This is a genomic window from ANME-2 cluster archaeon (assembly GCA_019429385.1).
In the GTDB taxonomy this organism is placed as follows: Archaea; Halobacteriota; Methanosarcinia; order Methanosarcinales; family Methanocomedenaceae; genus Methanocomedens_B.
Window position 1 is genome coordinate 1 of record JAHYIS010000018.1, and the last position, 17,272, is coordinate 17,272.

General features: G+C 40.6%; 7 protein-coding genes. 2 read left to right on the top strand and 5 right to left on the bottom strand.

What is annotated here, in order from left to right; genetic code table 11:
* The 4 genes from K0A89_07360 to K0A89_07375 all read right to left on the bottom strand — a co-directional run.
* A partial coding sequence (locus tag K0A89_07360) for an immune inhibitor A (protein MBW6518303.1) occupies positions 1-2,950 on the bottom strand: 2,950 nt, incomplete at its 3' end.
* A gap of 923 nt (positions 2,951-3,873) precedes the next feature.
* Positions 3,874-5,421 (bottom strand): IS1634 family transposase, encoded by a 1,548-nt coding sequence (locus tag K0A89_07365; protein ID MBW6518304.1) that lies wholly within the window; start codon positions 5,419-5,421, stop codon positions 3,874-3,876.
* A gap of 217 nt (positions 5,422-5,638) precedes the next feature.
* Positions 5,639-11,461: a hypothetical protein gene (locus tag K0A89_07370; protein ID MBW6518305.1), complete on the bottom strand. Its 5,823-nt coding sequence runs from the start codon at positions 11,459-11,461 to the stop codon at positions 5,639-5,641.
* A gap of 25 nt (positions 11,462-11,486) precedes the next feature.
* The gene (locus K0A89_07375; GenBank protein ID MBW6518306.1) at positions 11,487-12,563 is read right to left on the bottom strand and encodes a rod shape-determining protein; all 1,077 of its coding nucleotides are present in this window, start codon (positions 12,561-12,563) and stop codon (positions 11,487-11,489) included.
* A gap of 625 nt (positions 12,564-13,188) precedes the next feature.
* On the opposite strand from K0A89_07375, the gene K0A89_07380 reads away from it, so the two are divergent.
* Positions 13,189-14,580: a sodium:alanine symporter family protein gene (locus K0A89_07380; GenBank protein ID MBW6518307.1), complete on the top strand. Its 1,392-nt coding sequence runs from the start codon at positions 13,189-13,191 to the stop codon at positions 14,578-14,580.
* Between the two features lie 198 nt (positions 14,581-14,778).
* Positions 14,779-16,152, top strand: a complete 1,374-nt coding sequence (rsmB, locus tag K0A89_07385; protein ID MBW6518308.1) for a 16S rRNA (cytosine(967)-C(5))-methyltransferase RsmB — start codon at positions 14,779-14,781, stop codon at positions 16,150-16,152.
* Between the two features lie 101 nt (positions 16,153-16,253).
* Here rsmB and K0A89_07390 read toward each other — a convergent pair whose 3' ends face one another.
* Positions 16,254-17,156 (bottom strand): hypothetical protein, encoded by a 903-nt coding sequence (locus tag K0A89_07390; GenBank protein MBW6518309.1) that lies wholly within the window; start codon positions 17,154-17,156, stop codon positions 16,254-16,256.
* Positions 17,157-17,272: the final 116 nt, after the last annotated feature.

Below are 17,272 nucleotides of genomic sequence, written 5' to 3' on the forward strand. Positions count from 1 at the left end.
CCGCATGACAGGAAGGATTTGCACATGCTCCACTCGTACCATCAGCTTTGGTCAATACATGTTCACCTGCACCCGGTGCATTGAATGGTGCATCATCGAGGTTACTTGCATAGTGGCAGTCAGCACAGTTAGTGACAGTAGAGCTACCTGCATTGTATCGATTCACATAGGTCGAATTGGCAACAGAACCACGGGGATTATCCTGGTGATAAATTCCATCTGCAACATGACAATCTACACAACTTGCTTTTCCATGTTGCTTATCGGTAAATTGAATTGTTGAATTGTATGGATTAATAATACCTACATGGCAATCAGTACAGTAGTACGTGTTGGAAACATTTGTACCGGAATGGGCATTATTGAAATGGCATGTCATACAGTCTTCAGACGTTAAATTATTATCTCCACCAACAGAAGTATTAAGGTTCAGATGTCCACCAATATCTGTAATATCTACAACAGGCCCTGACCCTCCATAGTTGTGACATTCAACACATGCTCCTCCGCCTCCACCTAATAATGAAGCATCATGAATTTTTCCATCTGTATTCCCCTGTTCTCTATGACAGGTATAGCAATTTTTATCACCGTCATGTGTAATATCAGTCAGGGATAGATCGTCAAACACTTGATCGAATTCGCTCGTGTTTTGGTGGCAGTAGGAACAATTTGTCTCGTTTGTCAGTCTCATATCAACTCTTATCTTACCATAATGATACGGATTGGTTGGACCACCAGATATACCATTTCCATCAGTGTCAAATGTACCGTTTTCAGCATCATTGTTGGATAAAATCATTTCTGAAATATTCTGGTGACATGCAAGGCATGATGATATATTATTCGCAGCTTCCGTCACTACCCGGATATCCTGGCCATTCTTAAAATGTTCGGCAACAATTGGTGCACTATATATCCCGGCATCCGTTGAGTTTTCCAAGTGACAATCTATGCAAATATAGGGTGTATTGTAACGATCACCCATACCAGATGGTTCGGTCCCGTTGGTCTGGTGGCAACCCCAGCAGGCTTCATTTGGATTACTCGTTCTATTATTTACTATACCATGAATGCCTGAATTAATTACTGTAACATCAACCAGGTGTATCGCACCTTTTCCTATATCATGACAGGCGATACAATCTGGTCCTCCACCACCTGTTACGTTATGAGGATCACCATGGCAAGATAAGCACTCACTTGCAGGATAATATGTGAACTCAGGATCAAGTGCAGGATGATTGGAGGGGGTCACTGTATGACAGCTCTGACAATCTCTTACTATAATATCATGCATTGCATTATGACACATCCTGCATTGAACATCCAAAGTACCATCATTGTTGGTATCAGTATGTGCAAAGCCCGGGTTCCAATCAGGGATTTGATATTCGGTATATGCATCATTTGTACTTTCTGAATTATGACAAACATTGCATTCCGGTATTTTGATTATTGGCTTTTTTTCAATGGGATAAGTACTTGATAAAGAATAATCTATAACTCCTTCCTGCAGATGGAATAACTTTATTATCCATGTTCCATTGGCTGGATCAATAATATTCACATTGATTGGAGATGTGAGGTTTTGGATTATATCGCATGGATTGCTGCCACAAGGCCCTTGCAGTCCTGATGTCATATTATCTACCGGACCGATAATATATACTTCAACTACTTTTGTGCTCGCATACCCAGTGACCGTTAGGGTCAAATTTTCAGTCCCGGCCACATCTACAATATACGTATCAGTAAAAGACTCGCTTGATGTAAAAGTAGGATTATAATCACCAAGAGTCCCATCTAATTGATATTGGCCCGGAGGTATTTCAGGATAATTCAGATCACCATGGCAGAATTCGCAGGTCAGGTTCTTGTGTGTCCCCGATGAGAAACTGATATTAATACCATAAAGGGTATAGCTAGCGATCTGTGCTGTATCAGTCCCGTCATTATCATGAATGAATGGTGTATGGCATTGTATACATGTTGTCGTGGTTACATGGGACGATATGCTATATGGTGGTTGTACATACCAGGCCCCATCAAGGAATCCCCCACTATGCCCATATTGCATTTCGTGAACGTGTAAGGGATTTGCAGCAAGTGGGGGACCAAAGAATGGTGAACTTCCAGGGTAAAGGAATCCACGCGAACCGCTATGGCAGGTATACATACAGGATTGCATGCCACCACCTTCGCTGTGGATAAAACTGGTCTCACTACCACTTAATTTCTTATTATGGCAGTTCTGGCACCCAAATATCGTGGTCTGGAATTGAGTGGTAGCCATTACAGGAGTATTATTTATTGAAGTGTCAAGGATAATTGTGTAATTGCCCGAATATTGCTCAGCAAAAGGGTCATAGAAAAAGTATCCTGAATAGAGTCCGGGATGACCTATATCTTCCTGAAGTATTACCTGTCTTGTATGCTGGTCATATTGCAAAGTTGTAACTTCTGTGATTGGGTCAGTGCGATTTATTAATGTAAGATGAGGATACGTTACATTAACACTCAGGATTTTTATCTCAGCAGAAGTCTCTGCATCATCACTGAAAAGAAGTATCGTGCCTGATGTGACCTGGATGTCGTCAATATACCAGCCTTCATCGTTGACAGCAGTATCAGACTTGAATCTAAACCCAAGAAGTATTGTATTTCCCGTGTATAGTGTAAGGTCCATGTTCTCAAGTGACCAATTATTGTTACTGTTACCGGTGATTCCATTACCAAGATTATTTCCATTGGGATTTGTATTAGTTGTTAAGGTTCCTGGGAGATATGTCCAGGTATTTCCTCCATCAGTCGATACACCAACATATCCATAGTCCCAATCTGTTTCCATGGAATACCATGTCCAAAAGGTTAGATTTGCAGAAGTAACGTCTGAAAGGTCAACTTCCTTTATCATCCAGAGGTCAATCTGGTCTGGATAATTATTCAATGTGGTTATGGGAGTGGTGTCTGTATCAGCCTTATAGCTTAAGTCCTGACTATGATTTCTGTACGTTGCCTGAGGCCATGTGGGTAGTGTTGTAAGCCCAGTGACGGGTTTAATTGTTCCAGTGGAATTATCAAGAACCATTAAATATATCATATTTTTTTGTTTTTCTGAACCAAAATCAAAAGCATCCCACCATGACCAACCAGTATATCCACCATTGAAAAAAGGGCCTAACTGGTAGGTTGTTTGCCCAACCCGGAGAATAGCGGATAAATTATTATTAACAGATAGAATACCATCAAGAGATGTAATTGGATAAGTTTCAACAGTTTGTATTAAATTGTGCGAAATAGGAATAGTATGTTGTAACACCCATTCATTATTACTCGCTGTAATTTCAGAATAATTTATTAAATAATGACATTCCATGCAAACTTCATTCGATAAAATATCTGATTCGGTAGTATTTAAAATGTCAATACTCAAATGGTCATTTTCAATAGTATTTATTGGTGACAGAGCATTTACAATGAATACCCAATTTCCAAAAACGATAATCATCAATACAGTGAAAATCCCAAATAAAGTTGATAGACTAATTATTATATTATTTTTTACTTTCCCTGACTGTATTCGATCAATAATACTTTCATGTGTCCCACTCTTCCATGTCATAAATTTAACTCCAATTAAATTTTATTCAGAAGAAAGAGATTTAACTAGGTGCTCTTCTCCTAAAATTGACTATTACTTCCGTATGATACTATCATATGTAGGTATAAATATAATTAATCCAACATGAATAATCATTATTGAATCCGTGTTTTGCAATTCAATATTTTGGTCCGACTGTAGAAATAATAGAGATATATTTAAAAATATTTAATTATCGTAGAACTCATATAACCTAAGTTCCCATTCAGTTAGGCACATAGTGCCTCTAATATTTCCCTTTGTCTCTTTGTTTGTTCAGTCACAATCTGAGTCCCATCTGGCAATATCATCACTTTGTTCTTCTCAATCTCAGTAATCAATGCCCCTACTGAATATCTTTTTGACAACTCTGCATCCCTCATCATTTTCATCAATCTCATTCTCAAAATCAACGACAGGAAGCATATAAACAGATATCCCTTCATTGTAGTATCCTTTCTCACATTAGCAGGCATCACTTCAAGGTCATTTTTCATAATATCAAATCCCTTCTCAACAATATCCTTACTTCTGTACAGGGATAGACATTCTTCCCATCCAAAATCGCCCTGGTAAAGAAGTATAAAACGCCCCATCCTGTTAACTCTTTGTGAGACTGAGTTCTTCTTTAATTCCACTTCAAACCGGTCCCCATTCACTTTCCAGGTTATATATCGTGCATCTTTCTTTGCGACCTCTTTGAGAACATTAACAGGGTTCATCCAAGACCTGAGCCGCACATCTTTTAGACGCTCAGCTAGCTCGTACAATCTCTTGTAGAATGAATGTCGCTCGCTTTGCTCACGTTTTTGATCATAATATGCATAACCTTTCACACTGAATTCACCAACATTAATGGTCACATGCATGACAAACAGAGGCTCATCCTGGTACATCACAAGATTATTTGGATTTAAAATCAATGAATGAACCTCAGACATCGTTTTTTTGACACTTTTTAACGTGGTCGAAGGTGGCATTATGAATGAGAGTCCACTGTTTATCATTGCCTCAAGATTCGGAGTCGAGAAAAAACCTCTGTTTATTATCATGGTGTAATCCTGAATTCCACAGGATTGGAGTTTCTTGATAGTGTTTTTTAAAGTTGTGACAACAACAATGCTTCCGGGATACAAGTCGTACATGATCGGTATTTCTTGTTCCTTATCGACTACCAGTGACATATTTATTTGTGGCAGATCAAGACCATCCCGATTATAACCCCATTCGAGATGCTTCATCATTTGCGAGTATGATGATATTGATGTGATATCATAAACAAGTGTGCTGGCTGTGGATATCTTCTGAGCAAGGTGATTTGAGAAATCGATATGGGCGGTGCTATTGCCAATCAGGTCAAAGAGATTTGATATTGATTGCGAAGACAGGGGAAGGTCTGGATGTGTTTCGGATAGAAGCGTACCTTCATACCAGCTTTTGATGTGTGATGAAGCAAGTGGTTTGATCAGATAGTTCATGGCAATTGTTAAAGTGGTCCAGACGTGCTGCTGGGGCAGTATTTTTTGAAGTATGTTTTCAAGGTCAAGGTCATTGATAATCTTGAGGAGGGGAAGGAATTCACCATATGAAAGGACTTTTTTTGGTGTGGAGATTAAAGGGGTTGTCTGTGATCTGATTTTGAGGGGGGTACCGTTAACGTTTTTGCCTAGATATTTGCTTTTTTGCTTTACGGTTTTTGTTTCTGGGTCGTAGTATGGGGTGATCTCGTAGAGATATTCCTGGCCTTTTATTTTCTTGATGCGTGTAAATGATTTCATATGCCTAATAATTAGGCACAGTAATATAAATACTTTTCGATATGGGGCAAGAGAAATTGGAGGGAATGTGGACGATTGTGCCTAATTTAGTAGGAGCTCAGGTGCTAAAGGCACTATTTTTCATTAACTGTCAAAGTTGGGGCATAAAGGATAATTTTCTGTACTAGAATAAATCCGACCACAAGGGATGATTTTTTTTAAAAAAAAAGAAACACACTCACTTGATTTTAACATTTTGGTAAAACAATTTACTGTGCACGTCTGCCAGTTTATTTTTCTGAGATTCCTCTTTAAGCGTTTTCTCAATCCGGTCTTTTTCCAGTTCCAGGGTCTTGACCTGTTTATCTCTCTTTTCAAGTTCCCTGTTCAGATTAACTATTGTCACCTGCAACCTGTGAATGCTTTCAAGTTCACCCTTTTCATTCAGTGCTTTTTTCTTCAGGTCAGCAATTTCTTCCTGTTGTAGTTTGAGTTTACGGGCATGTGCTTCCATTTCCTTCTTGAACGTATTGATCTGCTGTTGCTTTTGAGTTACTTCCAGCACATCTTTTTCAACTTTATCCCGCAGTTTATTCTGTTCAGGAACGATGAGGTTGAGTTCTTTTCGCTCGTTCTCAAGCTTTGTCTTGACCTCTTGCAGTTTATTTCGCTGCTGTTCCATTTCGCTGAGTTCGGTTTCATATTTTGATTTGACCTCATCGAGGGAAAGACACGTGAGTTCCATTTCCCTGGCACCCAGTCTTTCTTCCAAATCTTCAAGTTCTTTGCGTTTTTGCTCCAGGTCTTTAAAGTTGGAATTATATTTTTGCCTGAGTTCTTTTAATTCTTTTTCTTTTTTAAGCAACTGGTTGTATTCATTATCTTTTTCATAGATGACTTTGGAAATGTCCTGTTGTTTTTTGACAAGGTCGTTATATCTTGAATCTATCTGTTCAGCGTGAGATTCTATGTATCGTTGCTTTTCCAGAACATCAGAATATTCCAGGTCAATATTCTCTTTTAGATTCTGGACATATTCATGCTTTGATTTCATGTCCCCATAGTCAGATTCAATCTTTGACTTTATACCAGAAATGCCGGTTTCTTTATCGGTAATCTCTGCTTTAGCGATCTTAATCTCTTCCTCAGAAGATGCAACCTCACTTTTAAGCGATTCGAGTTCCAGACGTTTTGCCTCAAGTTCCTTAAGCTGTTCATCAAGTGTTATTTGTTCTTCCAATGCCAGTTTTGACTGTTCCTGAATCTTCAGACGTCGAACTTCGATCTCGGCCAGGGATTTTGACTGTTCATCATTATCTGCTTCGATCTTAGCTTTTAAAGATTCAAATTCCTGCTTCTTTTCAGTAAGTTGGGCAAATTCGTCCTCTTTTTCTGACATTTCAGACTTGAGAGCTTTAACTTCGGTAATTCTGGAATTTATTTTTTCTTTCAAAGATGCAATTTCGGAGCGTTTGTTCTTTAAGGAAAAGATTTGTTCATCCAGTTTGTCCTGCATTTCCTGTGCTTGTGTTGTCCGTTCCTGAAGTTCAGATTGCCGTGCTTCAAATTCAGCCATTGATTTTTGGAGGGCAGCATTTTCAGATTCAAAACGAGCTTTTGCACTCTCAAGTTCCTGCTGCTTCGTAGTAATCTCGGCAGACTCTTCTTCTACCCGTTCCTTTTCGGATTCAAGGGTTTTGACCTCGGCAATCCTGGATTCAATCTCTTCTTTTAAGGTTGCAAGTTCGGCGCGTTTGGATTGAAGTAAATCAAATTCTATATCCAGTTCACTTTTGTCTTCCTCTGCCAGCTTTCTTCTTTCCTGAAGTTCCAGGTGTTGTGCTTCAAATTCCGCAGTTGATTTTTTAAGGTCAGCATTTTCAGATTCAAACGTAGCTTTGGCAGTTTCAAGTTCCTGTTGCTTTTTCGTTATTTCGGTGGACTCTTCCTCTACCCGTTCCTTTTCGGATTCAAGGGTTTTGACCTCGGCAATCCTGGATTCAATCTCTTCTTTTAAGGTTGCAAGTTCGGCGCGCTTGGATTGAAGTAAATCAAATTCTATATCCAGTTCACTTTTGTCTTCCTCTGCCAGCTTTCTTCTTTCCTGAAGTTCCAGGTGCTGTGCTTCAAATTCCGCAGTTGATTTTTGAAGGTCAGCATTTTCAGATTCAAACGTAGCTTTGGCAGTTTCAAGTTCCTGTTGCTTTTTCGTTATTTCGGCAGACTCTTCCTCTCCCCGTTCCTTTTCGGATTCAAGGGTCTTGACCTCGGCAATCCTGGATTCAATCTCTTCTTTTAAAGTTGCAAGTTCGGCGCGTTTGGATTGAAAACTCTCAAGTTCTTTATCCAGTTTCACTTGCATCTCATGTGCTTGTTTTGTTCTTTCCTGGAGTTCAGACTGCTTTGCTTCAATATTTACCGTTGATTTTTTAAGGTCAGCATTTTCAGATTCAAACCGAGCTTTCGCAGTTTCAAGTTCCTGTTGCTTTTTAGTTATTTCGGCAGACTCTCCCTCTACCCTTTCCTTTTCGGACTCAAGGGTCTTGACCTCGGTAATTCTGGATTCAACTTCTTCTTTCAAAGCTGATAGTTCAGTGCGTTTGGATTCAAGGATCTGAAGTTCTGCATCCAGTTTTTCCTTCTCATCCTCTGCCAGCCTTGTTTTTTCCTGCAGTTCCTGACGTTGTGCTGTTATTTCTGTCCAGGAATTTTGAATTTCACTACTGTTTGCAACAATTTTCTCGTTTTCAATCTCAAGTTCCTGTTTTTTATTATTGACCCGGATATATTCCTCTTCTAATATGGTTTTCTCAGATTCAAGGACCGAAATTTCTGCTATTCGAGATTCGATTTCAGCTTTAAGGTCAGCAAGTTCAGTGCGTTTTGATTGAAGTGAATCAAGTTCTTTGTCCAGTTTTTTCTTTTTTTCTTTTGCTTGTTCAGTCTTTTCCTGAAGATCAATATGCTGTCTTTCCATCTCAGCCCATGATTTTTGTATTTCGCTACTATCGGAAATGATTTTTTCTTTTTCAGCGTCAAGCTCCTGTTTTTTCCTGAAAATCTCGGCAGATTCTGTCTCGATTTTTAACGTTTGTGATTCAAGCGACCTGTTAACTTCAGATTCAGTAGCTTTAACTTCTTCTCTCAGGGATGCCAGTTCATTGCGTCTAACTTCAAGTGATATAAGGTCTTCATCCAGTTTTTCCTTCTCTTCCTTTACCAATCCTGCTTTTTCCTGGAGTTCAGACAGTTGTGCCTCAATATCTGCCCTGGATTTATTTAATTCATCACTTTCTCTCTTAATTTCGCCCTTCGCAGCTTCCAGTTCCGTCTGTTTTTTATCAATTTCGGCAGATTCTGTATTCACCTTTTCCTTCCTGGATTTCAGGGATTCAAATTCTGCCTCATTTACTATTACTTCTTCTTTTAGAGCTGCCAGGTCAGAGCGTCTTTCTTCTAATATGCTAAGTTCTTTATCCAGTTTGTCGGTCTCTTCTTTTGCTAGTCTTGTCTTTTCCTCGAGTTCCGACTGTTGTGCTTCATTCTCAATCTTCGATTTCTCTATTTGGTCCCTATCGGCCTCTAATTTTACCTTTGCAGCATCCAGTTCCTTTTGCATTTCACTGATCTTATCAGATTCAGCCTCGATCCTCTTTTTCTCAGCTTCCAGGGATTTAACTTCTGTTTCAGAAATTTTCAATTCTTCTTTCAGTGATACAAGCTTAGCACGTTTATCCTCAAGGTTCTTGAAGTGTTCATCCAGTTTATCTTCTTCTTCTTTTCCCTGTTTTGCATTTTCCTGGAGTTTTTTTCTCAGTGTTTCAATCTGGACCCTTGAATTTTCCAATTCTCCACTTTCGATTTCAATCCTGGCTTTAGCAGCATCCAGTTCTTGTTGTTTTTGCTTCAGTTCAGCTAATTCTGATTCGATATTCAGTTCAGTTTCATGTGTTTTTTTCTCACGTTCCTGGAACTTGAGCGCTCTTGCATTGATATCACCTTCAAGCACTTCCAGTTCGGAGCGTTTCTGATACGCTTCATTGATCAGATTATCCAATCGGGACTTTTCTTTTTCAACATATGCAGACTGTTCTGACATCTGCGATTTTTTCTTTTCAAGTTCGGTTTTGACATTTTCAATCTGTACCTGCTGGGATTCTATACTGGATTTCAGTTTATCCAGTTCTTCTTTCTTAGTACTGAGGTCACGATTGTCTGCATCAACCTGGTTTTTCAGGTTTCGCAGTTCCTGCTGCTTATCCTTGATTTTGCCAATTTCACTTTCAAGTTCGAATCCATTTTTCCTGACTTCTTCCTGCCGATTTTGCAATTCAGTCAGTCTTGTTTTATTCTCAATGGTTAAACGGTCAATTTCTTCTTTAGCAAGATTCAGTTTATCAAGTTCCCCGTCTAACTTCGCCTTCTTTTTTTCAAAATTCTTTGTATCGGAATCCAGTTTCGATTCAGTTTTATTAAGCGCCTTCAATTCTTTTTCATATTTTTCCTTCTTTTCCCTGGCTTCTTTTCCTTCTTTTTCGAACCTGTCTTTTTCCTTTTCAACCTGTCTTCGTTCTTTTTCAAGTTCGAGCTTTTCCCTTTGTATTTCATCGAACTCGCGCTGTTTTTTTGCTTTAAGTGTCTCAATTTCATGTTGTTTTTCTGACAGATATTTAGTCTCTTTATCAAGGTTATGTTTCGATTCTGTGAGTATTTTTTTTTGAGTATCAATTTCAGTATACTCTATTGCCAATTTTGACTTTTCTTCATCCAGTTTCTCTTTGTTAACCTCAATATCATTGAACTCAGATTCCAGTTCTGACTTTATTCGCTCCAGTTCACGAACATCAGCAGTTTTAGACTTAATCGCAGCTTTAGTATTTTCCAGTTCAGAGATCTTGTTTGAATTTTCAGATTGCAGTTCATCCAGTTTCTGGCGTTCCGTTTCAGCTACCTTTGACCTTTCCAGAATTTCCAATCGCCTGGCTTCTATTTCTTCCTGTGCCTTTTTATTTTCACGTTTCCAGGTTTCAAGTTCAGACTTTAGTTTTTCAGCGTCCTGTTTTTTTACCTGCAATTCCTGATAGTCATCATCCAAATCCTGCTTTGGCGGTTGTGGAATTTTCTTCTGTGCCGGACTATCTGCCGGTGTTATCTTCTGTGTCGTATCTTCTTTCTTAGATGCAATTTCAGCTTTAACATCCTGCTTTTTATCACGGGGCTTTTTCTTTAAAGAACCGAAAAAAGAATCTAATTCATCAAAATTTTCATATCCTTCACGGACCGGGACCAGGTCATCATCTAAATTATCTGGCTGAACCGGGCCTGTTTTCTTGTCAGCTACTGAAAAATTGAGTTCATCTTCACCAGCATTTGTAGGAGTAGTAACCTCTAACTTTGTTTCAGGGCTGGATTTAGATACCGTTGACGGAGCTTTCTTGGAACCTGCAGGGGATTTCTTTAACGTATTGAAAAAAGAACCCAATTCATCAAAATTTTCATATCCTTCTGGAACAGGAACCAGGTCTTCACTAACATCAGTTGATTTTTTTTGGACACTGGAATCCGGTTTTTTATCTGGTTTAGATTCTTTATTCTCAGAGATAACATCCTTGGAACCAGGAGGCGTTTTTTTTAGTGACGTAAAAAATGAATGAAGTTCTTCTGTAGCATCGTCTTCAGGTTTTACAACCGTATGTTCGATTGTTTGCTTCACCTTCCCGGATACCCGGGGAGTTTTTTTGACGGCAACTTCCTGTTCCCATTCCCCATCATAAGGTGGAAACATGTCATCGTTGACATATTTCCCCTTTAATTTCTGAATAAAAAGATACGAGATACCAAGATGGTCATTATATTGAGGGTCTTTTGATGACTGTACCTGAACAGTTTCAGAAATCTTAAGAACTGAAGCTTTTATAGATTCATCAATCCATTTCATTCGTACATATCTATCCAACAGTCCTTCAAGTTCAGTTTTGCTGAACTGTTGTATCAGATAATGTACCCAGCGAGTCAGTACCCTCTTCGACCCTACATCTTGTACCTCATTGTCACTGTTCATGCCTAAAGATTAATATTAGTGACATTTATATTAGTTTTTTCCAGTAATCTTCTGGCATATCCATGGCAAGTTTCAGGGCACCTTTTGACCCTGCAGCAAATGGATCTTCCTTTATGACGCTTACTTTTCCTCCACCAACGATGGATAGTTCATTTTCGATATATTCATCTATGTTCTTTATGTTACTTCCACCACCGGAAATAATGATATTGTTCCTCAGTTCATCCCTGAAATCCGGGTCATATGTGGCAATAAGACTGGTTATACCCTCAATAATTGGAGGAATAATTGATTCACATGCATCTTTCATTTCCTGCACAATTGACAGTCTGATCGTGGATGAATCTACAGGCACATCTACTTCACAGTCCTTTTCGGGCTCACCTACAAAACCGAACTCTTCTTTCCATCTTTTTGCCATCTCTTTTGTTACCATAGCATTGGTATAGTCAGATGTTATCGATTTTATCAAAGCATCATCAATGTAATCCCCGGCTTTACCAAAACTGGTCATATCCTCGGGTTCAGGAAGGGTGCCCCGCACTCTGCAAAGGTCAGTAGTTCCGGCACCTATATCAACGATCATCACATTTTCAAGTAATCCCAATTCATACGCTACACAGAACGGGTCACTTGCAACCATAACTCCTGTGAAGAAATCTTTTGTGATCTCTGTTAATATCTTTTTACTTAGTACACTTGCTTTTGCCGGGACTCCCAAAATTGCATAGGTTTCTGCTTTTTCAGGTAAGTTCAGGTTTTCAAGACAATACTCAAGCAAACCTTTTGCCGCTGCAATATCTTCCTTATTTGTCTTCAGGACACCACATTCAATTGGCCTGTGCATATTGAGGGCAACCCGGTGCTTTAAGGCCTCGCTTCCATAGAGTACTTCCTTTTTTAAGAATTTTGAAGATATGGCGTCTTTAGGGTATCCGACGACATTCTGTTCCGAAATGCTTTTACCATTGCTGGTCGTTATTGCAATCTTGGATGTACCGAAATCCACACCGATATATATTTTGTCAACAGTCTTTTCAACTGTCTTCTCTTCAGTCTTTTCTTTACTCTCGGCTTTATTACTTTTTTTGTCACTTGCCAAAATATCACAACCTTTTTTCGATTTGACGACTTAAGAATTAAATATCTTCAATTAGTTAACCTTTTAATAATTGATGATATATTAATATATCTGTTCACATCATTATTGTTATTATTAAGATGGAGAATTATTGTATTATGATGCCTGATATTATCACTATTGTTATACAAAATTAGAACATCCTCCCATTTTGAAGTTTTTTATTGCATTATCCGCAGCCACATTTTGATATTTGTTCCCGTTCATTAAATTGGATAATGAATTATTAGATAGGAATAAGAGTTAATTTTATATATTATTAAATAGGAATACAGCTATTTGATTCCTTAAAGATTATTGAATACGATGATGAGATATGGAGAAATCGAATAAATGCACGAATATTATTTGAGACGATGAATCTGGAAAATATTCGAATTACTATTAATACAAGGAAACCGTTCCATTCCCTGTTGGTATTATCAAATTGACCGCAGATGCACGCTGATAAACGCGGATAATCGGCCTGAAAATCTGTGTTCATCCGGGATTGTAATATAGTCACCAACACGAATTGAAACGGTCTCGTTCTTCAGCAAAAATTACAAGCAAAATGATTACATCTATCCTGTTAAGGCTGATACATTTGGTTGAACTGCACAATTTCCTGGTCACGCTCGATGAAGTGGTATGGGGCCCTGCCATGATGTTCCTGCTCATCGGGACCGGCATCTATCTCACCCTGCGGCTGAGAGGGCTCCAGGTCCGCAAATTTGTGTACACGTTGCGGCTCTTCAAGGGGCCGGGAGAGGATGGAAAAGGAGACATCTCACCCTTCAAGGCTTTAATGACCACGCTGTCCGGCACGATAGGTACAGGAAATATCGCCGGCGTTGCAACTGCCATATCACTGGGCGGGCCCGGGGCGCTGTTCTGGATGTGGATAACTGCCCTGGTGGGGATGGCCACAAAGTTCGTGGAATGCACGCTGTCCCTGCATTTCAGGGAAGAACTGCCTGACGGTACCATGATAGGCGGGCCGTTCTATTATCTTGAGAAAGGATTGCGCCGCCGCAAGGTCGGTATTTTTCTGGGTATGCTCTTTGCTTTTTTTGGTATCCTGTCCTCGTTCGGGATAGGGACTATGACCCAGGCCAATTCCATGTCCATTGCGCTGAACGACACGTTCCATGTGCCCGGAATGGTCACGGGGCTGGTGCTGGCTGCTGTGGTGGGCGTGGTGGTCATCGGCGGCATCAAGCGGCTGGGCGATGTGGCAGGTAGCCTGGTACCTTTCATGGCGACCATGTACATCCTGGTCGCTCTCATAGTCCTGGTATTGAATATCAGGGAAGTACCCGATGCATTGGTATTGATAGTCAGGAGCGCGTTCACGGGGACCGCTGCAGCAGGCGGGTTCACCGGAGCCGCTGTGGCCAGTGCCATGCGTTTCGGTATCGCCAGGGGGATATTCTCGAACGAGGCCGGACTGGGCAGCGCTCCAATGGCACACGCCACGGCCAGGACATCCCACAGCGTGCGCCAGGGGCTCATAGCAATGCTGGGTCCTTTCATTGATACTATAGTGGTGTGTACCATGACAGGACTGGTCATCGTATCCACGGGGGCATGGCAGACGGGCAAGACCAGTACCTCGCTGAGCATCCATGCGTTCAATTCGCAGATAGGGTTCGCCGGTGATGTCATCATCACGCTGGGTATGGTGCTGTTCGCCTTTACTACGATTTTGACCTGGTCGTTCTATGGCAAGCAGTGTCTTTCCTACTTTGTAGAAAAGGTGTCGAAGGATGTCGGATTTTACCGTTCTTTTTTGAAGGTGTATTATTCGGTGTTCTTGGTGGGTATTGTAGTGGGTGCGGGTGTGGTCGACCTTCCCCTGGCAGTAAAATACCTTGAGGGTATCTGGCTGTTCTCAGACATTACCAATGCGCTGATGGCAATACCCAACCTTGTAGGGCTGATCTTTCTGAATAAGATCGTGTTGGGGTTGTTGAAGGACTATTTCGGGAAGGGGTGAAAATGGTATATGGGCAAGTAATCGGGAAGTAGCCTGAGGCTCTATTGCTCGTTATATTCCTGCGCATACCAGGTAAATTCGGTCCAGCCCTAAACGCTCCTTTTCAGTATCACAATTCATGCATCCATTAAATATCCAAACTCAGGGTAATGCCTGTATTGATATAAGGTTATATATTAGCACGCACAAAAAGCGGGTGTGGAACCACAAAAAAGCATCATAAGCACAACCGGACCGGTACGGCAAAAGACCTATTCTTCTATCCTGCAGATCCTTAATTCCGTGATTTTCAGCAAGAAATACGCGGATATTCTTATCACCAGGCAGTTTAAAAGTGAATATTTCTCATCCAGTGAAAAAGCAGCTGTCGTTGAACATGTCTATGGGATATTGCGCCACAGGGCACGCATCGACCATATTATTGAGCACGGGTCAACCGCCGTGATATCCAGTCTTGAATTGAATATACTCAACGTACTTCGGATATGCACTTATCAGGCGGTCTTCAAGGAATTAAAAGCAGCTGCCGTTATCACCAATTCTGTTGCGCTCTCGGCAAAAGATACAAAACACAGTGGTTTTGTAAAAAGGACCGTTGAGGCGATAATAAGAAATAAAGATACTGTCATGTTCCCTGACAGGGGACAGGCTCCTCTGGACTATATCGCAACCTATCACTCGCATCCTCTCTGGATTGTTGAAAAATGGGCACGGGAGTTACCCGGGGCAGAAGACGTTGAAGCGCTTTGCCAGGCTAACGATCTTAAACCTCCATTGACCATACGAGTAAATCCCCTGAAAACTGACCTCGACTCCCTGAAAGCCTCTCTTGAAAAAAATGGTTATGCCACATCAGAGTCACCGTTTTCACCTTTTGGCCTGATTGTTCATAAGAAGGAGGATATTTTCAAAACCGAAGCATTCGGGAATGGGGATTTTGAGGTACAGGATGAAGGCAGCCAGCTCATAACACTGCTCACAGCCGCAAAGCCGGGAGAATGCGTGATCGATGCCTGCGCGGGAAATGGGGGAAAAACCCTTTTCCTCTCAGGATTAATGAAAAATAAGGGTGTTATTGTTGCCTGCGATACAATCCCTGCCAAACTGGTAGATCTCAAAAGGCGTGCAAACAGAGCCGGCGCTTCGAACATAAAGACCCTGAATATAACGGAACTGGCAGATTACAGAAGCAAAGCAGACTGTGTACTCATTGATGCGCCATGCTCCGGAATGGGGGTATTCAGAAGGAACCCCGACTCGAAGTGGCGGCTGGGAAAGGGGGATATTCTTGAGCTTTCTATCAAGCAAAAGGAGATACTCAGGCAATACAGTATTCTTGTTAAACCTGGCGGCAGGTTGGTATATGCCACATGCACCATAAGTCTTGAAGAAAACGAAAACGTAGTGCGTGGTTTTCTTGATGAGAACAAGGATTTTTACCTGGTCTCACCCCGGGAGACGGACCCTGGTGTATTTGCACAATTTGTGGCAGATGATGGTTTTTTCAGGTCGATGCCGCATGTCCATAATACAGACGGGTTTTTTAGTGCGGTGATGATGCGCAAGAAGTGAAGGTTTGAAAATTCCCACCAAAAATTGAAGTATTCACCGTCATTATACGGCGATTGTCCTCTGCCATACAGTATTTTTCATACAATACAACATATTCCCGGTCAATGTGCATAAAATATTTTCAATTTCTTATCACTAAGGGATATCTTTACCGGTGGTGCCGGATATAATTCGCCATCTATCGTGAGCATACGACTCTCCTGACTGCATGGTATCAACTCTAATGAGCGAAAAGGATAATACATTACAAGAGGGTCATTATACTGTTTTTTCCGGATGATTTTAAATAACAATCCTAATCCCTTGAATCTTGAAAAACCCTCTGCGATCATTACGAACGGGCTATTCCTATTGGGACCCTCGCATTCATCAGGGAACAAAATATGTCCTCCTCCCAGGCTACTTGATCCAAATCCTACCACTACTGAGGATAGGTTATCAAATTCCATGTCTTTTCCATCTAAACGGATAGTCGCTTTCCAGGAATTGAAGGTAAACAGGCTCTTTATGGCGAGATAGAAATATTTCAGCATTCCATTTAAAAATGTTCCTTCACCATTCTCTCTCCTGGCGGCAACCATGGCACCGATCCCCCATTCTAGAAAGTCGATTGCATATCTTTGTGTGGCATTATCAGTATATTCAACAGACAATACTGCATGATCCGTAAAACCATGAGGACCAATGTGCTCATCCTGATGTATCAACCTTTTAAAAAAATCATTGCCTCCACCTCCCGGAATGACCCCTACCGGAATATCCATTCCACCAAGGAGAATTGCATTTGCGACCGAATGGACCGTTCCATCTCCCCCCATAACAACAAGTCTTTCTGGTAAGCGTGCTTTCAACCAATCCTCTGATACCTTTTGAACAGGAAAATGAATTGAACTCGAAAACCAGTGTTTATACTTTTTCCTTGCTTTTTTCCATGAAGCAGCTTTTTTATTATACAATAAGACGCAACCGGGAAGATTTCCATTATCAGAAGTTTCATCGAACACCACACTCATAATAAGTCCGTCCAGTTACATTTCTTCATTGATAGGAGTATCCAGGGCATACACTCCGGAAGTATGAAGCACGTACCAGTCAAATTGATTGAACGGGTAAATAAGTG

Coding starts and splice junctions, on each gene's coding strand:
- K0A89_07365 (MBW6518304.1), bottom strand. CDS start 5,421: ATGAAATCATTTACACGCATCAAGAAAATAAAAGGCCAGGAATATCTC.
- K0A89_07370 (MBW6518305.1), bottom strand. CDS start 11,461: ATGAACAGTGACAATGAGGTACAAGATGTAGGGTCGAAGAGGGTACTG.